Origin of the sequence: Methylobacterium sp. PvP105, from assembly GCF_017876975.1 — a bacterium.
GTDB classification, from domain to species: Bacteria; Pseudomonadota; Alphaproteobacteria; order Rhizobiales; family Beijerinckiaceae; genus Methylobacterium; species Methylobacterium radiotolerans.
The window spans coordinates 168,166-191,596 of the sequence record NZ_JAGIPA010000001.1; the positions used below are offsets into that span (position 1 = coordinate 168,166).

The 23,431-nt window shown below is 72.4% G+C and carries 22 protein-coding genes and 1 tRNA gene; 9 read left to right on the top strand and 14 right to left on the bottom strand.

The genetic code is table 11. From position 1 onward, the window contains the following. Nucleotides 1-5: 5 nt before the first annotated feature. A complete protein-coding gene (locus tag J3A75_RS00845; RefSeq protein ID WP_024828165.1) occupies nucleotides 6-2,324 on the bottom strand; it encodes an FdhF/YdeP family oxidoreductase in 2,319 nt (772 codons plus the stop codon). Nucleotides 2,325-2,481: 157 nt separating this feature from the next. Here J3A75_RS00845 and J3A75_RS00850 point away from each other — a divergent pair, with 157 nt between their 5' ends. Further along, nucleotides 2,482-2,655, top strand: a complete 174-nt coding sequence (locus tag J3A75_RS00850) for a metallothionein (protein ID WP_012322048.1) — start codon at nucleotides 2,482-2,484, stop codon at nucleotides 2,653-2,655. A gap of 412 nt (nucleotides 2,656-3,067) precedes the next feature. On the opposite strand, the gene J3A75_RS00855 is transcribed toward J3A75_RS00850, so the two are convergent. Beyond that, nucleotides 3,068-3,355 carry an MTH1187 family thiamine-binding protein gene (locus tag J3A75_RS00855; protein WP_071000521.1) on the bottom strand — a complete coding sequence of 96 codons (288 nt, stop codon included), beginning with the start codon at nucleotides 3,353-3,355 and terminating at the stop codon, nucleotides 3,068-3,070. A 110-nt stretch (nucleotides 3,356-3,465) separates the two neighbouring features. Then, entirely contained in the window at nucleotides 3,466-4,368 is a 903-nt protein-coding gene (locus J3A75_RS00860) for a LysR substrate-binding domain-containing protein (RefSeq protein ID WP_012322050.1), read from the bottom strand. A gap of 107 nt (nucleotides 4,369-4,475) precedes the next feature. On the opposite strand from J3A75_RS00860, the gene kdgD reads away from it, so the two are divergent. From kdgD to gudD, 3 genes are all read left to right on the top strand, one after another. Then, nucleotides 4,476-5,390: a 5-dehydro-4-deoxyglucarate dehydratase gene (kdgD, locus tag J3A75_RS00865; protein WP_071000522.1), complete on the top strand. Its 915-nt coding sequence runs from the start codon at nucleotides 4,476-4,478 to the stop codon at nucleotides 5,388-5,390. A 98-nt stretch (nucleotides 5,391-5,488) separates the two neighbouring features. Beyond that, complete coding sequence (locus J3A75_RS00870) at nucleotides 5,489-6,844, top strand: MFS transporter (RefSeq protein WP_024828163.1); 1,356 nt, start codon at nucleotides 5,489-5,491, stop codon at nucleotides 6,842-6,844. A gap of 94 nt (nucleotides 6,845-6,938) precedes the next feature. Next, nucleotides 6,939-8,348, top strand: coding sequence for a glucarate dehydratase (gudD, locus tag J3A75_RS00875; protein ID WP_083374471.1), 1,410 nt, complete (start codon nucleotides 6,939-6,941; stop codon nucleotides 8,346-8,348). Between the two features lie 22 nt (nucleotides 8,349-8,370). Here gudD and J3A75_RS00880 read toward each other — a convergent pair whose 3' ends face one another. The 8 genes from J3A75_RS00880 to J3A75_RS00915 form a co-directional block, all read right to left on the bottom strand. Beyond that, on the bottom strand, nucleotides 8,371-9,912 hold the full coding sequence (locus J3A75_RS00880) for an amidohydrolase family protein (protein WP_071000523.1): 1,542 nt from the start codon (nucleotides 9,910-9,912) through the stop codon (nucleotides 8,371-8,373). Between the two features lie 26 nt (nucleotides 9,913-9,938). Continuing rightward, on the bottom strand, nucleotides 9,939-10,745 hold the full coding sequence (locus tag J3A75_RS00885; RefSeq protein WP_012322055.1) for an ABC transporter ATP-binding protein: 807 nt from the start codon (nucleotides 10,743-10,745) through the stop codon (nucleotides 9,939-9,941). Continuing rightward, nucleotides 10,735-11,661 carry an ABC transporter permease gene (locus J3A75_RS00890; protein WP_012322056.1) on the bottom strand — a complete coding sequence of 309 codons (927 nt, stop codon included), beginning with the start codon at nucleotides 11,659-11,661 and terminating at the stop codon, nucleotides 10,735-10,737. Before J3A75_RS00890 ends, J3A75_RS00885 begins: the two co-directional genes overlap by 11 nt. 4 nt (nucleotides 11,662-11,665) lie before the next feature. Further along, nucleotides 11,666-12,718, bottom strand: a complete 1,053-nt coding sequence (locus J3A75_RS00895) for an ABC transporter substrate-binding protein (RefSeq protein ID WP_012322057.1) — start codon at nucleotides 12,716-12,718, stop codon at nucleotides 11,666-11,668. Between the two features lie 433 nt (nucleotides 12,719-13,151). After that, on the bottom strand, nucleotides 13,152-13,697 hold the full coding sequence (locus tag J3A75_RS00900; protein ID WP_029358250.1) for a GNAT family N-acetyltransferase: 546 nt from the start codon (nucleotides 13,695-13,697) through the stop codon (nucleotides 13,152-13,154). Between the two features lie 22 nt (nucleotides 13,698-13,719). Next, nucleotides 13,720-14,613 carry an NAD(+)/NADH kinase gene (locus J3A75_RS00905; protein WP_012322059.1) on the bottom strand — a complete coding sequence of 298 codons (894 nt, stop codon included), beginning with the start codon at nucleotides 14,611-14,613 and terminating at the stop codon, nucleotides 13,720-13,722. Between the two features lie 11 nt (nucleotides 14,614-14,624). Beyond that, nucleotides 14,625-15,611, bottom strand: coding sequence for an SPFH domain-containing protein (locus J3A75_RS00910; protein ID WP_071000524.1), 987 nt, complete (start codon nucleotides 15,609-15,611; stop codon nucleotides 14,625-14,627). Between the two features lie 73 nt (nucleotides 15,612-15,684). After that, the gene (locus J3A75_RS00915) at nucleotides 15,685-16,416 is read right to left on the bottom strand and encodes an NUDIX hydrolase (protein WP_063111516.1); all 732 of its coding nucleotides are present in this window, start codon (nucleotides 16,414-16,416) and stop codon (nucleotides 15,685-15,687) included. A 251-nt stretch (nucleotides 16,417-16,667) separates the two neighbouring features. Between J3A75_RS00915 and J3A75_RS00920 the strand changes: the two genes are divergently transcribed. The 3 genes from J3A75_RS00920 (at nucleotide 16,668) to J3A75_RS00930 (ending at nucleotide 20,289) form a co-directional block, all read left to right on the top strand. Then, nucleotides 16,668-18,857: a marine proteobacterial sortase target protein gene (locus tag J3A75_RS00920; RefSeq protein ID WP_071000525.1), complete on the top strand. Its 2,190-nt coding sequence runs from the start codon at nucleotides 16,668-16,670 to the stop codon at nucleotides 18,855-18,857. Then, complete coding sequence (locus J3A75_RS00925; RefSeq protein ID WP_071000526.1) at nucleotides 18,854-19,444, top strand: class GN sortase; 591 nt, start codon at nucleotides 18,854-18,856, stop codon at nucleotides 19,442-19,444. The genes J3A75_RS00920 and J3A75_RS00925 overlap by 4 nt, the downstream gene beginning before the upstream one ends. Before the next feature lie 92 nt (nucleotides 19,445-19,536). Then, the gene (locus tag J3A75_RS00930) at nucleotides 19,537-20,289 is read left to right on the top strand and encodes a multiprotein-bridging factor 1 family protein (RefSeq protein WP_071000527.1); all 753 of its coding nucleotides are present in this window, start codon (nucleotides 19,537-19,539) and stop codon (nucleotides 20,287-20,289) included. 44 nt (nucleotides 20,290-20,333) lie between these two features. Here J3A75_RS00930 and J3A75_RS00935 read toward each other — a convergent pair. The 3 genes from J3A75_RS00935 to J3A75_RS00945 all read right to left on the bottom strand — a co-directional run bounded on the left by J3A75_RS00935 (nucleotide 20,334) and on the right by J3A75_RS00945 (nucleotide 21,919). After that, nucleotides 20,334-20,407 (bottom strand) — tRNA-Gly (locus J3A75_RS00935). A 98-nt stretch (nucleotides 20,408-20,505) separates the two neighbouring features. After that, nucleotides 20,506-21,027, bottom strand: a complete 522-nt coding sequence (locus tag J3A75_RS00940) for a hypothetical protein (RefSeq protein ID WP_071000528.1) — start codon at nucleotides 21,025-21,027, stop codon at nucleotides 20,506-20,508. Nucleotides 21,028-21,076: 49 nt separating this feature from the next. After that, nucleotides 21,077-21,919: a 3-keto-5-aminohexanoate cleavage protein gene (locus tag J3A75_RS00945; protein WP_058608045.1), complete on the bottom strand. Its 843-nt coding sequence runs from the start codon at nucleotides 21,917-21,919 to the stop codon at nucleotides 21,077-21,079. Between the two features lie 207 nt (nucleotides 21,920-22,126). On the opposite strand from J3A75_RS00945, the gene aroQ reads away from it, so the two are divergent. Both aroQ and J3A75_RS00955 read left to right on the top strand, forming a co-directional pair. Continuing rightward, nucleotides 22,127-22,576: a type II 3-dehydroquinate dehydratase gene (gene aroQ, locus J3A75_RS00950; RefSeq protein WP_012322210.1), complete on the top strand. Its 450-nt coding sequence runs from the start codon at nucleotides 22,127-22,129 to the stop codon at nucleotides 22,574-22,576. A 144-nt stretch (nucleotides 22,577-22,720) separates the two neighbouring features. Continuing rightward, entirely contained in the window at nucleotides 22,721-23,422 is a 702-nt protein-coding gene (locus J3A75_RS00955; RefSeq protein ID WP_012322211.1) for an orotate phosphoribosyltransferase, read from the top strand. Nucleotides 23,423-23,431: the final 9 nt, after the last annotated feature.

Sequence of the window (23,431 nt, forward strand, 5' to 3'; positions counted from 1 at the left end):
TCCGCTCAGGGCGCGGCGGTCGCGGCCGTCACCCGCACGGTGATCGCCTTGGCGGCGGGGGTCTTGGACTGCTCGTCGTGGTGCCAGAGCGGCAGCAGGACGTTCAGCTCCGGGTAGTACCCGGCGCAGTTGCCCTCCGGGATGTCGTAGGCGATCACCCGCAGGCCGCCCACGCGCCGCGGCACATGGTCGTCCGCCTCGGTCGCCACGTCGACGCTGATCCCGTCCCTCAGCCCCAGCCGCGCGATGTCGCGCCGGTTCATGAACAGCACGTCCCGGGTGCCCTTCACCCCGCGGAAGCGGTCGTCGTAGCCGTAGACCGTGGTGTTGAACTGGTCGTTCGACCGCAGCGTGATCAGGTCGAGCACGTCCGGGCCGCGCTCGGGCAGGTCCGGGTCGGCCTCGAGGCCCTCGGGCACCGCGAAATTCGCCTTCCCGGTCTCGGTCTCCCATTTGCGGTCGCGGGCGCCGAGCGGCTTCGTCAGGCCGCCGGGCTGGAACATCCGGCCGTTCAGGTCGTGGAACACGCTCGGGTAGGTCGCCTCGATCGCGTCGCGCACCCGCCCGTAATCGGCCACCCAGGCATCCCAGTCGATCCGGGGATTGGGCGGCAGCGTCGCCTTGGCGATCTCCGCCACGATCCAGGGCTCGGAGCGCAGGTGCGGCCCGACCGGTTCGGCCACGCCCCGGGAACCGTGGAAGCGCGCGGTGGAATCCTCCATCGACACCGCCTGCCGGCCGCTCGCCTGCTGGTCGATCTCGATCCGGCCGAGGCAGGGCAGGATGTAGGCGACGGCGCCGTTGACGAGGTGCGAGCGGTTGAGCTTGGTCGAGATCTGCACGGTGAGGCGCTGCCGCCGCCAGGCCGGCTCCATCCGGGCGGTGTCGGGCACGGCGCGCAGGAAGTTGCCGCCGAGCCCGACGAAGGCCTTCACGCGCCCGTCGAGGACGCCCTCGCAGGTCTCGACGGTGTTGAGGCCCTTCTCCCGCGGCGGCTCGAAGCCGTAGAGCTCCCGCAGCTTGTCCAGCGGCGCCAGCTCGGGCTTCTCGGTGATGCCGACGGTGCGCTGGCCCTGCACGTTCGAGTGGCCCCGCACCGGGCAGATCCCGGCGCCGGGCTTCCCGATATTGCCGCGCAGGAGCAGCAGGTTCACGAGCATCCGGACGGTCTCGGTGCCCTTGCGGTGCTGGGTCAGGCCCATCCCGTAGATGCCGATCACCGCCTTCGCGCGGGCGTAGACCCCGGCTGCGGCCTCCAGCGCGGTCCGGGTGAGGCCGGAGCGCCGCTCCAGCGCGGCCCAGTCCTGCCCGTCGCAGAAGGCGACGAAGGCCTCGAACCCGTGGGTGTGCTCGGCGATGAAGGCGTGGTCGAGCACCCGGGGCCGGCCGGCGGCCTCCGCGGCCCGGTCCAGGGCGAGCAGGGCCTTGCACAGGCCGGTGAGGGCCGCGAGGTCGCCGCCGGCCTTCACCTGGTGGTACTGCGTCGAGATCTTCGTGGACGAGCGGGTGAGCATCTCCACCGGCGATTGCGGGTCGGTGAAGCGCTCCAGCCCGCGCTCGCGCAGCGGGTTGAAGGTGATGATCTGCGCGCCCCGGCGTCGCGCCTCCTGGAGCGGGTGCAGCATCCGCGGCGCGTTCGACCCGACGTTCTGGCCGAAGAAGAAGATCAGGTCGGTGGTCTCGAAATCCTCCAGGAGCACCGTGCCGACCGGCGCGCCGATGGATTGCGGCAGTGCCACCGAGGTCGGCTCGTGGCACATGTTGGAGGAGTCGGGCAGGTTGTTGTTGCCGTAGAGGCGGGCGAGCAGCGCCCACATGTAGCTCGTCTCCAGCGAGGCCCGGCCCGAGGCGTAGAACACCACCGATCGCGGATCCTGCACGCGCAGGTCCTTCAGCTCCCGGCCGATCTCCGCGAGGGCCTCCGCCCAGGCGACGGGCCGGTAGCGGTCCGTCGCCGGGTCGTAGCGCATCGGGTGGGTCAGGCGGCCCTGCTCCTCCAGGGCGTAGTCGCTCCAGCCGAGGAGCTCCGTCACGGTGTGCGCGGCGAAGAAATCCGGCGTCGCGCGGCGGCGCGTCTGCTCCCAGGCGGTCGCCTTGGCGCCGTTCTCGCAGTACTCGAAGGCGAGCGGCTTGGCGGGCTTCGCCCAGGCGCAGGACGTGCACATGTACCCGTCCGGCTTGTTCTGCTTCAGCAGCATCGCCGAGCCGGTGACCGGCACGCCCTCCCGGGTCAGGATCTCGACGAGGGAGCGGGCCGAGCCCCAGCCGCCCGCCGGCCCGTCATAGGGCTCGATCCGGACGTCGTCGGTCTTCTGCTCGGCCATAGCGCCCTCCCACCCGGCGCAGCGATCACCGGACCGGGGGAACGCGCGAGCGGGCGAATGGGATCACGGGCGCGTCACCGCGCCCGGGGAAGGGTTTCCTCGCCGCCGTCGCGGCTCTAACGTCGACAAGCGGACTGTCCCGCCGGAGGAGGAAATCATGGCCAGCGTCGACGTCGAGATGGTGAAGTGCGCCTGCCAGGACTGCGTCTGCGTGATCCCGGTCGCCAAGGCCGTGTCGCGGGACGGCAAGGCCTATTGCTGCGACGACTGCGCGGACGGCCACAAGGATCACGCCGGCTGCGAGCATGCCGGCTGCGCCTGCCACGGCTAGGGCCGCTCCCGATCGCGGCTCGACGGTCTCGCGACGCATCTGCGGTCGAGACAGCCGCAACGCGCCCCCTCTCCCGCCCGGGAGAGGGTTGGGGTGAGGGGCACGACGTTTCCGGATCGCACGCCGTCGCGGCTCGGTCAGGGTGCGCTGTGTTCGGACAGACCTGATCCCTCACCCTGTCCCTCTCCCGCACGGGAGAGGGGACCCGCGCCTGGCTCGGGACAGGCTCCGCGATCGTCGTCGTCCCGACCTCGGTGAGATCAGGCCTACCAGAGGGTCAGGCGCTCTCGTTTCGGGGCGCCGAAGGCGGGCCCGGAATCGCGACGCTCCGTCGGTGTGAGACCTGCCGACCCCGGCACTGCATCACCGGCTCCGCGGCGCGACCCCGGGATGGCGGGCGATGGGCGCGCGGTCAGGAGACCGCGGCGAGCTTGTCGGCCATCGACTGGTCCTTGTCCCGGCGCGTCGAGAAGATCAGCGTGAAGAAGGTCCGCTGGACGCCGAGCTCGGCGAGCCTCGCCTCGCACCGCTCCGCCAGCGAGCAGATCTCCGACAGCTCGCCCTCGATGTTCGTGCCGTTGGGATGCATCGTGGCGGTGAGCCCGCTCGACTCGATGATCCCCTTGATTTCCCGCACGTAGGGCGAGACCGACGGGCCGACGCCCATCGGCACGATGCAGAGGTCGGCCGAAACTCTCATGGTGCCTGCCTGATCCGGGAGGGGCGGCCCCGGCCGGCAGCGCGACCGGAAGCGGGGCGAGCGGGCAGCCTATCGCCGGCGGCGGCGACTTTCCAGGGCGGCGCCGGCGGTCACGCCTCGCCGGTCTCCAGCGCCGCGGCCCGCACCGAGGGCAGGCACGGATTGGCGTTGTCGCTGCGCCACGCGAGCCACAGCTCCGGTCCGGTCGCGGCCGGCAGGGCGATCGGCCGGAGCCGGATGTCGGCCATGCTGTTGCCCCGGGCGCTGCCCGGCACCAGCGCGACGCCGATGCCGGCGCCGACGAGGGCCAGCATCGCGTGGACCTGGTTCACCCGCTGCACGATCCGGGGCTGCACGCCCCCGGCCTCGAACAGACGGTCGAGCAGGTCGATGAAGTAGCGGCCGCCCCGGGGCGACCACGTCACGAAGGCCTCGCCGTCGAGGTCCCTCAGGGTCGGCGCGCGCGCCGCGGCGAGGCGGTGCCCGCGCGGGACCGCGAGGAGGAGCCGCTCGCGCGCCAGCGGCGCGGTGGCGATCGCGGATTTCGGATCCTGCAGGACCGGGGCCGGCCGCAGGATCGCGAGATCCGTGCGGTTCTCGCCCAGCGCCAGGATCTGCTCGTCCGAGACCATCTCCTCCAGCACGAGGTCGACCTCGGGCAGCGTCCGGCGGACATGGGCGACGACCTGCGGCAGCGTCCGGTAGGCCGAGGCGGCGGTGAAGCTGAGGCGCAGCACCCCGCTCTCGCCCCGAGCGGCGCGGCGCGTGATGCGGGCGGCGTTCTCGGCCGCCGCCAGCACCCGGTAGGCCTCGGCCAGGAAGGTGCGGCCCGCCGGGGTCAGGCGCACCGCCCGGGTGGTCCGCTCCAGCAGCGTCACGCCCAGCGTCTGCTCCAGCATCTGGATCTGCCGCGACAGGGGCGATTGGGTCAGGTTCAGCCGCGTCGCGGCCCGGCCGAAATGCATCTCCTCGGCGACGGCGACGAAGCTGCGGGCGTGGCCGAGATCGAACATTGATGCAGGATCCGGGATAATCCAGCCAAAATCAACGTTGGACGCATTTAACGCCGGCGCCTAACCCCGGACGCGACACCGAACGGTGCGTTCCAGGGAGAGGATCGATGGCGAGCATGAACCCGGCCGAGATGGCGCGCGTGCTGGGCTCCGGCCTGCTGTCGTTCCCGGTCACGCATTTCCGCGACGACCTCAGCTTCGACGAGACCGCCTACCGGGACAATCTCGGACGTCTCGCCGACTACAAGGTGTCGGGCCTGTTCGCCGCCGGCGGCACCGGCGAGTTCTTCTCGCTGACGCCCGCCGAGATCGACCGCGTCCTGCGCGCCGCCGTCGAGGAGACCCGCGGCCGGACCCCGGTCATCGCCCCCGCCGGCCAGGGCACCGCCCTGGCGGTCGAGATGGCCCGGGCCGCCGAGGCCGCCGGCGCGGACGGGATCCTGCTGCTGCCGCCCTACCTGGTCGGCTCCGAGCAGGCCGGTCTCGCCGCCCATATCGAGGCGGTCTGCCGCGCGACCGCCCTGGGGATCATCGTCTACAACCGCGCCAACGCCCAGCTCGACGAGCGGACGCTGGCCGGCCTGTGCGAGCGCTGCCCGAACCTCGTCGGCTTCAAGGACGGCGTCGGCGACGTCGAGCTGATGACCCGGGTCTACGCGGCGCTGGGCGACCGCCTGACCTATATCGGCGGCCTGCCCACCGCCGAGACCTTCGCGCTGCCGTACCTGGAGATGGGCGTCACCACCTACTCCTCGGCGATCTTCAACTTCCTGCCGGAATGGGCGCTGTCCTTCTACGACAGCGTCCGCCGCCGGGACCGCGACGCGGTCTACCGGGAGCTGCGCGACTTCGTCCTCCCCTACATCGCGATCCGCAACCGCAAGCGCGGCTACGCGGTCTCGATCGTCAAGGCGGGCATGAGCGCCGTCGGCCGCCACGCCGGCCCGGTCCGGCCGCCGCTGACCGAGCTCGACGCGGCCGAGCGCGCCGAGCTGACGGCCCTGATCGGCGACCGCCGCTGAGCCCCCGCCTCGACACCCAAGACGGATCCGCCGAGCCAACGGCGGCCACGACCCGCTTCCCGGATCAACCGGATGGCGACGAGCCAGGGAGAACGTCCATGAGTGCCAGTTCGACCGGCGCGCCGAGCACCCTGCTCGCCGCCGCCGACGCGGGTCGCCGCACCCGCGTCCGCCTGCTGATCGTGGCGATGCTGTTCGCCGCCACGACGATCAACTACGCCGACCGCGCGACCATCTCGATCGCCGGGCCCGACATGGCCAAGGAACTCGGCCTCTCGCCGGTCCAGATGGGCTACGTCTTCTCGGCCTTCGCGTGGTCCTACGTCCTCGCCCAGATCCCGGGCGGCTGGCTCCTCGACCGCTACAGCGTCAAGTGGGTCTACGCCGCCGCCGTCGCCCTCTGGTCGGCCTTCACGCTGGTCCAGGGCGCCGTGGGCTTCTTCACCGGCCTGACCGCCGTGGTGCTGCTCTTCGCCCTGCGGCTCGCCGTCGGCCTCACCGAGGCGCCGGTCTTCCCCGCCAACGCCCGGATCGTCGCCGCGTGGTTCCCGACCCGGGAGCGCGGCATGGCCTCGGCGTTCTTCAACTCGGCGCAGTACTTCGCCACGGTGCTGTTCACGCCGCTGATGGCGTGGATCGTCCACACGTTCGGCTGGCACCACGTCTTCACCAGCATGGGCCTGCTCGGCATCGCCTTCGCGGTGCTGTGGCTGCGCGTCGTCGACAGCCCGAAGCACCACCCGGCGATGAACCAGGCGGAGCGGGACTACATCGAGGCCGGCGGCGCGCTGCTCGACATGGACGGCCAGAGCCGGGGCAGGCAGGGCGATGCCGGCCGGACGCTGCGCCAGCTGCTCGCCAACCGGATGCTGCTCGGCATCTATGTCGGCCAGTACTGCATCACGGTGCTGACCTACTTCTTCCTGACGTGGTTCCCGGTCTACCTCGTCAAGGAGCGCGGCCTGTCGATCCTGCAGGCCGGCTTCGCGGCGGTGCTGCCGGCGCTGTGCGGCTTCATCGGCGGCATCCTCGGGGGCGTGATCTCCGACCTGCTCCTGCGCCGCGGCTTCTCGCTGACGGCGGCCCGCAAGATCCCGATCGTCGGCGGCATGCTGCTGTCGATGAGCATCATCGGCTGCAACTACGTCCAGGCGGACGCGGTCGTGGTCGGGCTGATGGCGCTGGCCTTCTTCGGCAAGGGCATCGGCGCGCTCGGCTGGGCGGTCGTCGCCGACACCTCGCCGCGGGAGAGCGGCGGCCTCTCGGGCGGCCTGTTCAACACCTTCGGCAACACCGCCGGCATCACCACGCCGATCGCGATCGGCTACATCGTCCAGAGCACGGGCTCGTTCAACGGCGCCCTGGTCTTCGTCGGCCTGAACGCCCTCGTCGCCTGCTTCTGCTACCTCGTGGTGGTCGGGGAGATCCGCCGCGTCGAGCTCAAGGCCCACTGACCCGCCCGCCGGGCCGGCCCCGGCCGGTCCGGCTCCGCAACGATCCCGCCCCGCGCCCGGCGAAGACCGGCCGGGGGCCCCCGAGGAGGACGCCATGGATCACGCCAAGGATCACGCCAAGGATCACGCCAAGGATCACGCCAAGGATCACGTCACGTCGAACGAGAGCCGCCACGCCGCCCGCCACACGCCGACCGTGACCGCTATGACGGTGGTGCCGGTGGCCGGCCACGACAGCATGCTGCTCAACCTCTCGGGCGCGCACGGGCCGTACTTCACCCGCAACCTCGTGATCCTGACCGACTCCACCGGCGCCACCGGCCTCGGCGAGGTTCCCGGCGGCGAGGGCATCCGCAGGACCCTGGAGGATGCCCGGGACCTCGTGATCGGCCAGCCGCTCGGCGCCTGGAACGCGGTGCTCAACGCCATGCGGACCCGCTTCGCCGATCGCGACGCCGGCGGCCGCGGCCTCCAGACCTTCGACCTGCGCATCACCATCCACGCGGTGACGGCGGTCGAGTCCGCCTTCCTCGACCTGCTCGGCCAGTACCTCGACGTGCCGGTGGCGGCGCTCCTGGGCGAGGGCCAGCAGCGCGACGCGGTCGAGATGCTGGGCTACCTGTTCTACGTCGGCGACCGCACCCGCACGGATCTCGGCTACCGGGCGCCGAGTGCCCGCGACGGCTGGTTCCGCCTGCGCGACGAGGAGGCGCTGACCCCCGAGGCCGTGGCCCGGCTCGCCGGGGCCGCCTACGACCAGTACGGCTTCAACGACTTCAAGCTGAAGGGCGGCGTGCTGCGCGGCGAGGACGAGATCGCCGCCGTCACCGCGATCCACGAGCGGTTCCCCAAGGCCCGCGTGACGCTCGACCCGAACGGCGCGTGGTCCCTCGACGAGGCGATCCGCCTCTGCAAGGGCCAGGGCCACGTCCTGGCCTACGCGGAGGATCCCTGCGGCGCCGAGGGCGGGTTCTCGGGCCGCGAGATCATGGCCGAGTTCCGCCGCGCCACCGGCCTGCCCACCGCGACCAACATGATCGCCACCGACTGGCGGCAGATGAACCACGCGATCCAGCTCGGCGCCGTCGACATCCCGCTGGCGGACCCGCACTTCTGGACGCTCGCCGGCTCGGTCCGGGTGGCCCAGCTGTGCCGCGACCACGGCCTGACCTGGGGCTCGCACTCGAACAACCACTTCGACGTGTCGCTCGCGATGTTCACCCACGTGGCCGCGGCGGCGCCGGGCAACGTCACGGCGATCGACACCCACTGGATCTGGCAGGACGGCGAGCGCCTGACCAAGGAGCCTCTGGCGATCCGCGGCGGCCTCGTGCGGGTGCCGGAGCGGCCGGGCCTCGGCATCGAGCTCGACATGGCGGCGGTGGAGGCGGCCCACGCCCTCTACCGCGACCACGGCCTCGGCGCCCGCGACGACGCGGCCGCCATGCAGTTCCTGATCCCCGGCTGGACCTTCGACAACAAGAAGCCCTGCCTGGTCCGCTGAGGCCCGACCCGGGCCCGCGCCGTCAGACGCGCGAGCTCGGGCGGTAGAACGGCTCGTGCCGCGACGGGTCGATGTAGTCGGCGTAGAAGCGCCGCGCGTGGGGGAGCAGCGCCTTCGAGAGCTGGCGCCGCTCGACCTCGTCGTCCGAGAGCGCCCGCGACAGGTCGTCGTGGAGCGCCTTCAGGGCGGCGTCGCGGTCGACCCGCGTGAAGCGCCCGTCCGCGTAGAGCACCTCGCCCTCGCACAGCACCGCGGTGACGCCGCCGGTCTTGGCCCGCTGGATCACCGCGTCGAGGAGCGGCGTCTCCGGGTCGAGATACGGGTAGGCGATCTGGTCCCAGTCGATCAGGACGAGGTCGGCGCCCTTGCCGACCTCGATCGTGCCGAGGCCGTCGCCGTAGGGGGTGGTGCGGGCGCCGCCGACGGTCGCCATCCGCAGCACCTGCGCCATGCTCGGCACGTCGGCCTCGTCCATGCCGGGCACCCGGTGGGCGCGCAGCACGAGGCGCATCTCCTGGAGCATGTCGCGGTCGTCGTTGATGCCGGCCTCGTCGAGGCCGATCGCCGTGTTGATGCCCTTCGCCTCGAACCGGTTGAGCGCCGCCACGCCGGAGCGCAGCCGGAAGTTCGACGAGCAATTGTGGCAGATGCAGGTGCCGGTGGCCGCCACCCGGTCGATGTCGGATTCGTTGAGCCAGACGCCGTGGCCGAGCGTCAGGCGCGGACCGAGCATCCCGAACCGGTCGAGGTACTCGAGGGCGGTACCGCCGCCGCGCTTCTCCGCGTAGGCCTTCTGGTAGGCGGTCTCGACGAGATGCATGTGCATCGGCACGTCGTAGGATTCGGACAGTCCGGCGAGCCCTTCGAGGGCCGCGTCGGAGCACCAGTGCAGGTTGGCGGGCGCCAGCTGGATCTTGGCGCGCGAGGCCCCCTCCTGGCCGGCATGCAGGCTGCGGAAGAGCGAGAAATTGTCCTCCAGGGACATCTGGAAGCGCTCGAACCAGCGCTTCATCGGGTCCTGCAGCGGCGCCGGCAGGCTCGCCACGAAATCCATGTCGGCCTGGTAGACGAGACGGTTCTGGTCGCGGACCGCGAAGCAGTACGAGACCCGCATGCCGATGTCGCGATAGGCGCGCAGCACCTCGTTGGAGCGCGCCTCGACCTCCTCCAGGCTGCCCGGCATCCAGCCGTGGATGTGCTGGACCGTGGTGATCCCGGAGCCGATCATCTCGAAGGCCGAGTAGAGGGTGTCGAGGTAGAGGTTCAGGTTGCGCGCCACCATGCGGGTGACGAACCACAGCTCCAGGGGCATGTCGGGTGAGCCGAGCTGCACCGGCGTCAGGCCGACATGGTGGTGGCCGTTGACGAAGCCCGGCAGCAGGATCTCGCGGCCGGAGCCGATCACCGGGGCGTCGGGGTAGCGGGCGTGCAGGTCCGCGTAGGTGCCGACCGCCGCGATGACCCCGTCCTTCTGAAGGACCGCGCCGTCGGCGATCTCCTCCCAGCGATCGTGGTCGAGGGTACGGGTGATCATCCGCCGGCTGCGGATCAGCGATGTGGCCATGGTCGTGTCCGTGTTGGGGGAGGGGGTCAGACGAGCGCTTCCTGCTCGGCGAAGGCCCGGTCGACCTCGTCGCGCAGGAGCTCGGTGAGGTGACGCCGCAGCGCCTCGGCCTCGGGCGAGAACGGGTCGCGCGGGCGGGCGAGGTCGTTGCGGACGATCGTCTTGATCCGACCGGGGCGGGCGGTGAACACCACCACGCGGTCGGCGAGCGCCACCGCCTCGTCGATGTGGTGGGTCACGAACAGCACCGAGGCGCCGCTGTCGCGCCAGACGTCGAGCAGGAAGTCCTGCATCTTCTGGCGGGTCTGGACGTCGAGCGCCGCGAAGGGCTCGTCCATCAGCAGCACCTTCGGGCGCATGGCCAGCGCCCGCGCCACGGCCACCCGCTGGCGCATGCCGCCGGACAGCTCGTCCGGCCGCTTGTCGAAGGCCTCGGCCAGGCCGACGCGCTGGAGCGCCGCCCGGGCGACGCTCCGGCGCTCGGCCTCCGGCACGCCCTTCAGCGACAGGCCGAAGCTGACGTTCTGCCAGACGCTGAGCCAGGGCAGCAGCGAGGTCTCTTGGAAGATCAGGCTGCGCTCCGGCGACGGGCCGGTGACCGGTTCGCCGAAGGCCAGGAGCTCGCCCCCGGAGGCGGGTTCGAGCCCGGCGATCAGGTAGAGCAGCGTGCTCTTCCCGCAGCCCGAGGGTCCGAGGAACACCACGAACTCGCCGGGCCGCACGGTGAGGTCGATGTCGCGCAGGGCCTCGTGGGCGCGGGCGGTGCCGGCCGCCCAGACCTTGGCGACGCCGCGGCAGGAGACGGCGTCCTGGGATGCAGGATCAGAGGCCAAGGGAGGACCCCGCGTCGCGCGGCAGCCAGTACAGCAGCCGCCGCTGGACCAGCCGGAACAGCAGGTCGAAGGCGAAGCCGAGCAGGCCGATCAGCGTGATGGTGAAGAAGACGAGCGACGGGTTGAACGTGTTGCGCGCCAGCATGATCACTTGGCCGAGCCCGTAGCCGACGCCCGTCGCCTCGGCGACGAGCACCACCATCCAGGCGCCGAACAGGTTGAGGCGCAGCACCGCGAGCAGGCCCGGCAGGATCGCCGGCACGATCACCCGGGCGTAGATCTGGCGCTTCGTCGCCCCCATGGTCCGGGCGACGTTGATGTAGTTCCGGTTGACCCCGTCGATCTGCTGGATGGTCGAGAGCACCATCGTGAAGAACAGGGCGATGAACACCATGAAGATCGCCGGGGCGTTGCCGATCCCGAACATGAAGATCGCCACCGGCAGCCACGCGATCGGCGAGACCGGCGCCAGGAGCGTGATGGTCGGCAGGGTCAGACGCTCGAACAGCTTGAAGTAGCGGATCCCGACGCCGACCAGGATCGACAGGGAGGCCGCCAGGGCGAGGCCCGCCAGCACGCGGCCGGTAGAGGCGAGCACCGTGATCAGCACCGCCATGGCGGGGCTCGGGCCGGTATTCATCCCGGTGCCGATCTGCCAGCGCTGCGCGGTGTTGAAGAAGCGCGCCTGCTCGGCGAGGTTGCCGAGGAAGATGTGCGGCGGCGGCAGGAGCTTGGCGTCGGCGATGCCGAGCGCCCAGAGCAGCTCCCAGAGACCGGCGAAGCAGCCGACCGAGACCAGCATCCAGCCGGTCCGCTGCAGGAGCGGGACGAGCCCGTCGGGCAGCGCGAGGCGCTGACCGAACGGGAGGCGCGGCCGGACGTGCGGGACGGCGGCGCGGGCGAGATCGACGGCCATCCGCTCAGGCCGACTTCAGCTTGAGCTTGCCGTAGAGGTCCGGGTTCTCGGCGATGACCTGCTCCAGCAGGGTCCAGTCGATCGCGTCGCGGCCGGGCTTCTTCTTGATGTAGCCCATCTCGGCCACGGAATCGGTCCGGTCGAGGATGAACTGCGTCTGATTGCGGGCGTCCACCACCGACGGCTGCCGGCCCATGGCGAGCTGGGCGTTGCTCATCGAGGTCTTGTAGTAGGAGCCGACGAGCTTGTTCAGGGCGGCCTGGGGGTCGCCCTCGGCCATGGCCTGGGCCTTCATCATGCCCTTGATCAGGGCCTTCACGGCGGCCGGGTTCTTGGCGATCAGCTCGTTGCGGACCGCCAGCACGCAGTCGGTGTAGCCCTTGCCGTAGATGTCGGTGCCGTCGGAGAGCTTCACCGCGCCCTTCACGTCGGTGAGCAGCGCGGTGCCGTAGGGCTCGATCGTCGAGATGATGTCCAGCGCCCCGGCGCGGAACGCCTCCACGGCCTCCGGGGTCGAGCCCATGTAGCGGACCGTGATGTCCTTGAAGGCGACGCCGTTCTTCTTCAGCCAGTCGTAGGGCAGGACCTCCAGCGTATCGAGCTGGAAGGTGCCGAGCGTCTTGCCCTTGAGCTTCTCGGGGCTGTCGAGGCCCGGCTGGGCCACGAGCACGCAGCCCTCGATGCCGCCGCCCGCCACGATCTTCACCGGGGCGCCGGCGTCGTAGAGCGCCATGAAGCTCGTGTAGGGCATCACGCCGGCATCGACCTGGCCCATCCCGAGGAAGGTGACCTGATCCGAGAAGGTCGGCGTGTTGACGAAGTCGATGGTGAGCCCGTCATCCTTGGCGAGCTGCATCGCCTCGGCCAGGAAGAAGTTCAGGTTGCAGAAGCCGGTGCCGTGGGTCGCCCGGATGCCGGTGGCCGCCGCGGCCGGGCTCGTCAGTCCCGGGCCCACCGCCAGGGTCAGCGCGGCGGCGGTCCCGCCGAGGAAGCGCCTGCGGCTGGGCTTGAACCGCGTGAAATCCGGGACGCGATAATCGCCGTGACGGTCGCACATATCGACTCTCCTCAGAGGGCGGATCGCGCGATCCGCCGGACGGCGCGTGCCGGTGCTGAATCGGAGGGATCGGAGCTCGGGACAGGCTCAAGGCAGTCGCGGAGATCCGGTCGCCCGGCACCTCACCACATCGACGGCACGCCAACCTCTAGCCGCCGCCGGGGCGACGCTGCGCTGGTGAATACGAACCAAGAAGCGTGCCAGACGCGGGGATCGGCGCCGTCGAAGAGCCGCACCGCCGTCCTCGCGAGCGGCGCGAAGCGATCCAGCAGCGCCACGCCTCCGGACGTCGCGCTGCCCTGGGTTCACTTCGTTGCGCTCGTGATGACGGACACCGTCGGCGCGCCGGGTCTCGACCGGTCCGCCGCCCGCGAAAGCGGCTGAGTGCCGCCGGCGTATTCAGCCGGGCTCCTCGGACAGTGCCGGACCGGCCTCAGCCGCGCGCGGAGCGCTCGGCCCATTCCCGGCGCAGGACGGCGTACTGCATCGTGTTCTCGAAGATCGGGTTGCCCCGGTCGTCGTCCACGAAGGAGATGAACTCGCGGAACAGACCCTCGGGGCGCATCCCCAGCGCCTCGCACAGGCGGCGCGAGGCGGCGTTGTCCTCCTCGACATAGGCGTAGAGCCGCCGCGCCCGCCGCTCGGAGAACAGGTGTCCGAACAGGGCGGTCGCGGCCTCGCGGGCGTAGCCCGCGCCGCCGTACGCGGCGTTGAAGTTCCAGCCGACCGAGAAGGTGTCGGGCGGTTCTGGGAGGCAGAACAGGTCGCCGATCAGCCGGTCGGACGCGGCCAGGCACACGGCCACGTGCTCGTCGTCGCGGCCGCGCCGCTCGGCCTCCGCCTGCGCGTCCGCCGGCGTGTCGAGGCGGCCGCTCAGGAAGCAGCGCGCCCGCGGCCGGTGCAGGTAGGCGAACAGGTCGGCGGCGTCGTCCGGCCTGAAGCGCCGCAGGATCAGGCGGTCGGTCCGGATGGCGATCATGGGGCTCCCGGTCGGGGCCGCGCTACGCGGCCACGAGGTTGAAGGTGCGGTCGGCCGGCGCGAGGCTCACCCGCCGCCCCCAGTCGAAGGCGACGAAATCCTGCTCGATCCCGTCCGAGAACACCACGCCGCCCTCGTTCATCCGCGACACCACGGTGAGGGGCGACCCGGCGAACTTGCCGCCGCGCAGGTCGGTGCCGGTGGCGACGCTCGGGAACGGCTCGCGCACCCAGTAGCCGAACGCCGCCTCCTCGATGCCGACCTCCACGGTGAGGTGCGTGGCCTCGCTGATCGAGCGCGCCCAGCCGGTCAGGCCGGTGCCCGAGGCCACGATCAGGCCGCTCGACGAGTGGTCCTCCGCCCGCGCCCCGTCGTCGATCCGGTAGCGCGCCGATTGGTGGCTGCGGTGGCCGACGAAGATCTCGTTCAGGGCGAGCAGCCGCTCGCCGCCGTCGAAGGTCGCCTGCACCATGGTGCGCCGCTGGAGGGGCGCGGCGCCGGCGGCGCTGGCGGGCAGGAGCGCGCGCAGGGCCTCGACCCGCGCCCGGGCCAGCACGCCGTCGTAGAGGTCGGGGGCCGGGTTGACGCCGACCACCGGCTGCCCGTCGAGGTACTTGGCGACGTTGGCCACGAGCCCGTCCTGCCCCACCGCCACGACCACGTCCTCGGGGGCGAACAGGAAGCGGTCGAGGTCGGGGCGCCGCACCAGGGCCTGCCGCCAGTCCAGGGGCACGCAGGCCCGGGCCTCGGCGAGCACGGCCTGGAACTGGGCGTGGCGCGCCTCGACCTCGGCGAGCGTCTGGTCCCGGCTCTCCAGGAAGAACCGGACTTGGCCGCGGGTCGCGTGCCGGGCGATGAGCAGCTCGTAATCCGTGTCGCGGATCACGAAGACCGCGCGGGGGGTGATGGCCGGCACGGCGGGCCTCCTCAGCGCGGCGCGAGCCGCGCGGGAAGCGCGCCCCGGAACTCGCCGAGGACCGCCGCCAGCAGGTCGGGCGTGACGTTGACGTGCTCGATGGTCTCCAGCTTGCCGGCGAGCTCCCGGGCCGCCAGCCCGAGCAGCACGGCGGGCGGCATGTCGCGGTAGACGGCGGCGCGGCGCTGCTCCGCCTCGGCCCGGGCCCCCTCGACGAGCCGGATCCGCTCGGCCTCCGCGGCCGCCTCCAGGCCCCGCGCCTCCGCGACGCCGGCGGCGCGGTCGCGGGCGTTCTCGGCTTCCTGCGCGATCAGCACGGTCTCGCGCCGGGCCAGCTCGGTCTTGGTCGCGAGCTCGTTCTCCGCGATGGCGCGCTCCTTCTCGACGGCGAGGGCGCGCCGGGCGAAGGTCGCCTCGTCGGCCTTCTGCTGCAGGGCCTCGAAGGTCGGCGTCTGCAGGGCGCGCTCCAGCTCGCTGGTCGGCGCGAGGTTGGTGAGCCGCACCGACACCGCCGCGACGCCGATCTCGGCCAGCGCCGGGGCGGCGACCAGCACCCGCTCCAGCACGGCGCGCAGCGGCTCCGGCCCGGCGTCGAGGAGGGCGCCGATCGGGCTCGCGCCGAGATACTGCAGCACCGCCTGGCCGGCGATGCCGCCGAGGCGGCCCTCGATCCGCTCGATCGGCTCGCCCTGCAGGCGCCCGGTGCGGAGGTCGATCGAGAAGTCGACCCGGCTCGCCAGCAGCTCCGGATCGACGACGTGCCAGCCGATCGTCCCCTGGACCACGACGGTCTGGAAGTCCCGGCTCCGGCCGCGGACGAACAGGGTCATCTCGCGATCGTCGACCGGCACCTCGCTGATGCTGGCGGTCTCGGGCCGGAACCAGAAGACCAGACCCCGCCCGCTCTGCCGGACCCGGCCGTTGCGGAAGCGGACGATGTGGCTGCTCGCCTCGCTGCGGAGCTGGGCAATCACACCGATGTTGCGGACCGTGGCCATGATGGTCTCCTCGAAGCGCTCTCCGCCGGAGTGGGTGCCGGTTCGGCTCGAGAGAGCGCGTTGAAACAAAGCCTCAGAACTGACCCGAGCTGTCGAAGCGGAAGAGTTCGGCGGGGCGGAACGCCGTCCCGGCCTCGCGGGCGCCCGTCGGCGCGATCCAGCCCCGGTCGCGCATGCGGCGGCGGAAGGCGGATTTGTTGAGGGGCGCGCCGCGGATCGCCGCGTGCACGTCCTGGAGCTGGCGGAGGGTGAAGTGCTCCGGGAGCAGCGCGAAGCCGACATCCGTGTAGTCGAGCTTGCCGCGCAGCCGCTTCACGGCGAGCGCCAGGATGTCGGCGTGGTCGAAGGCGAGGGCGAGGGGGCCGCCGTTCTCCGACTCGGCCGAGACCGGGCCGCCGGCCTCGCCCGCCCAGGGCACGACCAGTGCCGCCGCCGTCAGCGCGGCGCCGCCCGCCAGGGCCTCGGTGAAGGCGGCCTCCGGCAGCAGCGCTAAATAGGCGACCGAGACGATGCGCATCCGCGGATCCCGGTCCACCGCGCCGAAGCTGTAGAGCTGCTCGAGCCGCGCCCGCCTGATCCCGGCCTTCTCGCGCAGGACGCGCCCCGCGGCGGCGTCGAGGGTCTCGGCGATGTCCACGAACCCGCCCGGCAGCGCCCAGAGGCCGGCCTGAGGCTGCCGGCTCCGCCGCAGGAGGAGGGCGGCGAGCCGCCCCGCCCGGATCCCCAGCAGGACGAGGTCGACCGCCAGGGCGGGCCGCTCGTAGGCCTCAGGGTCGTAGCCTGCCAGGAACTCGGATTCGGTCATCGGCCGATTTCTACTCAAGTTGAGCATAACTAAGACGCGGATTGCGCATATGTCAAGCCGGGAGCGGATCCGTCAGGACGCGTCGCGCGGCGCACAGCTCCGCACCGGCGCCGGACAGATCCGCCCGGGCGCGGCCGGCAGGTACGGCCCGAGCCGGGAAAAGGGCGAAGCTTCTCGTGGCGGCGGGGCGGCGGGCGCGGGAGCTTCAGCGACGGGCCGGCCCCGATCCGCCGGCGCAGGAGGTTTCCCCGATGCCGTTCTTCGCTCCACGATCCGCGTTCGAGCCCCCCCGCAACGCCGCGCTGTCACCCCTCTTCCTCGCGCTGCTGGCGCTCCTCGTCATGCTCGCCTCGGCCCACGCGGCGCCGGGGCCGGCACGGGGCGGCCTCACGCTGCGCGGGCCGTCCGGCACCGCGCCGGTCGAGGCCGTCCAGCTCGCGACCGACATCAGCGTCGACGTCAGCGGCCCGACCGCCCGGGCCACCGTCACCCAGGCCTTCCGCAACGTCACGGCGGAGTGGGTCGAGGGCACCTACCTGTACCCCCTGCCGGAGGACGCGGCCGTCGACGGGATGAAGCTCGTCGTCGGCTCCCGCGTGATCGTCGCCGACATCCGCGAGCGGGCGGCGGCCAAGCGCGCCTACGAGGCCGCGAAGGCGGCCGGGCAAGCGGCGGCGCTCACCGCGCAGGAGCGGCCCAACGTGTTCACCAACGCGGTCGCCAATATCGGCCCCGGCGAGACGGTGCTGGTCCAGATCACCTATCAGCAGACGATCCCCGTCTCCGGCGAGACGCGGACGCTGCGCCTGCCCCTGGTCGTCGCGCCCCGCTACAAGCCCGCCCCCGCCTCGGTGGACGCGGTCTCCCTCGACGGCACGGCCGCGGCGGCCCGCGACCCGGTTCCGGATCGCGCCCGGATCAGCCCGCCGGTGCTCGACCCGGCCCTGTCCCCGCCGACCAACCCGGTCGCCGTCACCGTGCGGCTCCGGGCGGGCTTCGCCGTCGGCGCCGTTCAGAGCGCGACCCACGCGATCCGCGTGATCGAGACCGGCCCGGAGGCGCGGACCGTCACGCTCGCCGAGGGCGTCGTGCCGGCCGACCGCGATCTCGAGCTGACCTGGGCGCCGGTCCCGAGCCGGATGCCCGGCCTCGGCCTGTTCCGCGAGACCGTGGCCGGCCGGACCTATCTGCTGGCCGCCGTGAGCCCGCCGGCGATCGAGGCCGACGCGGCCGCCCGGCCGGCGCGCGACGTCACCTTCGTCATCGACAATTCCGGCTCGATGTCGGGCGCCTCGATGCGGCAGGCCAAGGCCGGGCTGCTGGCCGGCCTCGGCCGCCTGAGCCCGCGGGACCGCTTCAACGTCATCCGCTTCGACGACACCTGGGACGCGCTGCATCCCGAGCCGGTCCCGGCGACGCGGGCGGCCCTGGCCGAGGCTGAAGCCTTCGTCGCCGCCCTGGAGGCGCGCGGCGGCACCGAGATGCTGGCGCCGCTCAAGGCGGCGCTCGCCGACCCGCACCCGGAGGACGGGCGCGTCCGCCAGGTCGTGTTCCTCACCGACGGCGCCGTCGGCGACGAGGAACGGATCTTCGCGGCGATCCACGCGGATCTCGGGCGCACGCGCCTGTTCATGGTCGGCATCGGCTCGGCGCCGAACGGCCACCTGATGCGCCACGCCGCCGAGATCGGCCGCGGCAGCTTCACCGAGATCCGCGACCTCGCGCAGGTCGGCGAGCGGACCCGGGCACTGTACGAGAAGCTGGAATCCCCCGCCGTCACCGACCTGACCGCGACCTTCTCGGTCCCGGGCGTCGCGGTCACGCCGGGCGCGCTGCCCGACCTGTACCGCGGCGAGCCGCTGGTCTTCGCCGCGCGGCTGCCGGGATCGGCCGAGGGAGGGCTCCACGGGACCGTGACCGTATCGGGCCGGGTGGGCGGCCGGACCTGGACCCGGACGCTGCCGCTCTCCGGAGCGGGCGAGGGCGCCGGCATCTCCAAGGTCTGGGCGCGCTCCCGGATCGGCGAGACCGAGACGGCGCGCATCACCGGGCGGCTCGGCGCGGACGCGGCCGACGCCACCATCCTGGCGCTGGCCCTGGAGCACGGCCTGACGACGCGGCTGACCAGCCTCGTGGCCATCGACGCGACCCCGCGCCGCACGCCGGGCACGGCCCTCGTCGCCGCCGACCTGCCGCTGAACCTGCCGGCGGGCTGGGACTTCGCCAAGGTGTTCGGCACGGACCGGCCCGGCGCCGCGCCCGCCGACGACGGGGCGGCCCGGATCGTGCCGATCCGCGCCGACGGCGGGGCGGTCGACCTGCCGCAGACCGGGGCCGGGATCGTGGCGCAGCTCGGCCTGGGCCTGCTCCTCGCCCTGTTGGGCCTCCTGCTGCGCACCGGCCCGACGATCGGCGGCCGGCGGACCGGGAACGCGCGATGAGCCGCCGTCCGGGGACCGGACTGGGGAGGGCCCTCGCGGCCCTCCTCACCCTCGCGGGAATCGGGCTGGCGGCGCAGGCCGCCTGGATCCCCGCCAAGGCCGCCCTGGCGCAGCTGCTGCTGGAGCGCGCCTTCGCCCGCACCCTGGCCGAGGGTCGGCCCGCCCGGCCCTGGCCCTGGGCGGACACCGAGCCGGTCGCCCGGCTCACCGTCGCGGGCCGCGGCTTCGTGGTGCTGAGGGGCGGGAGCGGGCAGGCCCTGGCCTTCGGCCCCGGCCATCTGGACGGCACCCCGGAGGCCGGCGCGCCCGGCACCGCGGTCATCGCCGCCCACCGCGACACGCAGTTCGCGGTGCTGGGGCAGCTCAGGCCCGGCGATCCGGTCATGGTGACGGGCCGCGACGGCCGGACCCTGCGCTTCCGAGTCACCGGCACGCGGGTGGCGCGCTGGGACGCCTCGGGCATCGACCCGCAGGCCCCCGGCCGGCACCTCGACCTCGTCACCTGCTGGCCCCTGGAGGCGCTGCGGGCCGGCCCGCTGCGGCTGATCGTCGAGAGCGAGCTGGCCTCGGAGGCGGGGCGCTCCTGACTCGTGGGCGTGGACGGCCAGCCCGGCCGCGCTTGCGCAAATGTGCGGTTTCGTGCGGATCTGTGCGGGCCAAGCCCGTGCGAGCCGTGCCTGTGAGCGAGATCGAACTGTCCGAGGCGCAGAGCCGCGCCATTGCCCAGACCGTGCGCGAGGCGCTGGCTCGCCGGCGCATCTCCCGGCAGACGCTGGCCGAGGAGGCCCGGATCAGCATCTCGACCCTGGAGAAGGCGCTCGCCGGCCGCCGGCCCTTCACCCTGGCGACGACGATCCGGCTGGAGGAGGCCCTGGGCCAGTCCCTCCGCCAGGAAACGGGGCGCCCGACCCCGGAGGCGGCCCGCCACGCGCCCGACGAGCTCGGCTCCTACTCGCGGGAGAGCGTGGCCTGGATCGAGGGGCGCTACCTCACCCTGCGGCCCTCGTTCGGGACGGCGGGCGCGATCTTCGCCTACCGCACCGAGATCGCCTGGGACGCGGACGCCGCCCGCCTCGTGTTCCGCGAGGCCGAGCGGCTCGACGCGCCCTTCGCGCAATCCGGCAGCGTCGCCGTGCCGAGCCAGTCGGGCATGATCTACCTGGTGACCAACTGGCACGGGCAGCACCGCCTCGCGGTGCTGTGCCGCCCGAACATCCAGGGCGAGATGTACGGGGTCCTGACCACCCTCCACGCGGGGCGCGGCACGCAGCTGACCCCGGCCGCTTCACCCCTGGCGCTGCTGCCCGAGCAGGCTGGCGCGCACGGGTACGGGCGGATCGGGCCGGACGAGCCGGGCTACGCGCCGTACCGGGCCTATCTCGCCCGGGTGCACGACGACGGCTACGCGACCTTCTTCACGGGCGTCGCCTGACAGGGTCTGACGGGTGAGCCCGAAGGCGCGGAGCGCGGCGGGCTTGGAGCGGGTACCGGGAATCGAACCCGGGTATTCAGCTTGGAAGGCTGCTGCTCTACCATTGAGCTACACCCGCGCGGGCGGATCGTTAGCACGCCGGGTCGGCCGTGAGAAGGTGGGGCGGGATCGCCGCCGCGCGGGCGACGTCCCGAATCCGCGGCGTCGCCGGCCGGCTCACAGGCACGGGTTCATGACAGGCTCGCGCGGGATCGAGAGCAGGTCGTCGACCTGGGCGCGCAGGCCCGCGGCGCCGCCGGTCCGCAGGGCCTCGTACAGGGCCTCCGCGTCGCGGCCGCAGACCGCGCCGGGCCGCTGCTCCGGTTCCGTTGTCCCGTCGCGCGGCGGGACGGCCCTGTCCGGGGCGTTGTCGGCGATGAACCGATCGATGCGCGCGAGCGCGGCGCGCAGTTCCTGCTGGAAGTCCGGGTCGGCGCCGGCGTGGCACGCCTGTCCGACGGCGCGCATCGCCTGCAGGATGCCGCGCATGCACAGCACCGCACCCTTGCCGGTCCGGTCGACCTTCGTGACGGTGTCGCCGCGCCGGATGGTCTGGATCCCGTTCACGAGCGCCTCCGCCGGTCCCGGTCCGGCCTGCCCGGGAGCCTCCGAGGACACCGCCAGGAACGCGCAGGCCGCGGCGGCGCAGCCGACGATCAGGGATCGCGGTCGGGACGGCGTGCGTGTCGTCAGGCGCATGGATCCGGCGCCGTCTCCACCGCGCGGCCGCGGGAACACCCGCGCGCGATCAGCCCAGGCCCAGGGCGGCGCGGGCCTCCGCGGGCGTGGCGACGCGGCGACCGTGGCGCGCCACCGCCTCGGCGGCGAGGCCGACGAGCTCGGCGTTGCCGGCCGCCAGACGGTCCTTCGTCACCCGGATGTTGTCCTCCAGGCCGGTGCGGACCGCGTCCGCCCCGCGGGCGAGCGCCCAGTCCATCACGATCGCCTGGTTGCGGCCGATCCCGGCCGCCGTCCAGGTCGCCTCCGGCAGGATCCGGCGGGTCTCGGCGAGCAGGATGTCGAGGAGGTGCTCCTCGGCCGGCATCGCGTTCTGGACGCCCATCACGAACTGCACGTGCGGGCGCGCGTCGATCAGGCCCGCCTGCACGAGGCGCTTGGCCCCGTGCAGGTGCGAGAGGTCGAAGATCTCGATCTCGGGCCGGACGCCGTACTGCTTCATCTGGCCGGCGAGGTCGGTCACGAGACTCGCCGAATTCTCGTAGACGATCGTCGGGAAGTTGACCGAGCCGGTGGACAGGGAGGCCATGTCGGGCCGGTGCCTGAGCGAGAGGCCGCGGGCGGCCGGGTCGCGCCCGCGCCCGCCGGTCGAGAACTGCACGATCATCCCCGGGCAGTGCCGGCGCAGCCCCTCCTGCACGGCGGCGAACTTGTCCGGGTCGGAGGAGGGCGACTCGTCGTCGTTGCGCACGTGGATGTGGCAGAGCGTGGCGCCCGCCTCGAACGCCTGATGGGTCGACTCGATCTGCTCGGCCACGGTGACCGGAACGGCCGGGTTGTCCTTCTTGCGCGGCACCGAGCCGGTGATCGCCACCGCGATCACCACGGGTGCGTCGCTCCGGGATCCTGCCATTCGCCTGTCCTCCCTGCCTCATCCGGGTTCCGCGACCGGGATAGCGCCGCGGAACCCGGATCTGAACCGCCCGGCGCGGGCGGCAGGTCCGTGTGCGGGACATCTCTGGCCGGATGACAGCCGCGACCCGTGTCGTGCCGGGCCCGTGCCGCGCCGGACTTGAGTCTTGCCGGCGGTTGTCGCACCTCTCGGCCCGCGAGGCACACGATGAACGACACCGTCCTGGTCCTGAACGGGCCGAACCTGAACCTGCTCGGCAAGCGCCAGCCGGAGATCTACGGCCGCGAGACCCTGGCCGACGTCGAGGCCCTGTGCCGCGAGACCGCCGCGGGCTTCGGCCTCGCGGTCGATTTCCGGCAGAGCAACGCCGAGCACGCGCTGATCGACGCGATCCACGAATTTCGGGTCGGCTCGGCCGGGATCGTCATCAACGCGGGCGCCTACACGCACACCTCGGTGGCGCTCCTCGACGCGCTGAACACCTGCGAGGTGCCGGTGATCGAGTGCCACATCTCGAATGTCCACCGGCGCGAGGCCTTCCGCCACCACTCCTACATCTCCCTCGCGGCCACGTCCGTGCTGGCGGGGTTCGGCACGCACGGCTACGCCCTGGCGATCCGGCACCTCGCGCATCTGCGGGCCGGCAGACCTGCTTGAGGCGCGGATAGCGCCGCGATCAGGGTTGACGCTGGCGGAGACAGGGCGGAGGAGGGCGGTCAGGCCCTTATTCAACGCGTTCTCCCCGGCCGGACCGGTCTACCGGACCGGCGGAGGACGTCTCGAGCGGAGCGCGCACGCCGCATGACCAGTCCCTTCCTGCCCCTCGACCGGACAGTGATCGCCCGCGAGGCGGCCAAGATGTTCCTCGAGATCGGGGCCGTCCTCTTCTACAAGGACGAGCCGTTCAAGTTCACCTCCGGCTGGGCGAGCCCGGTCTACACCGACAGCCGGAAGATCATCTCGTTCCCGCGCCTGCGCTCGACGCTGATGGATTTCGCCACCGCCACGATCGTGCGCGAGATCGGCTACGAGAAGCTGACCCACATCGCGGGCGGCGAGACCGCCGGCATCCCCTTCGCGGCCTGGATCGCCGACCGGATGATGCTGCCGATGCAGTACATCCGGAAGAAGCCCAAGGGCTTCGGCCGCAACGCCCAGATCGAGGGCGAGATCGTCGAGGGCGCCCGGACCCTGCTGGTCGAGGACCTCGCCACCGACGGGCGCAGCAAGGTCAATTTCTGCAAGGCCCTGCGCGATTCCGGCGCCCAGGTCGATCACTGCTTCGTGCTGTTCTACTACGACATCTTCCCCGACAGCGCCGCGCTGATGGAGGAGATCGGCATCAAGCTCCACTACCTCACCACGTGGTGGGACGTGCTGGCGGTGGCCAAGGAGATGGGCACCTTCGACCCGAAGACCCTGGCGGAGGTCGAGCGCTTCCTCAACGCCCCGGCGGAGTGGTCGGCGGCCCACGGCGGCATCTCCGCCTTCGGCCAGGCCTGAGGAGAGGAT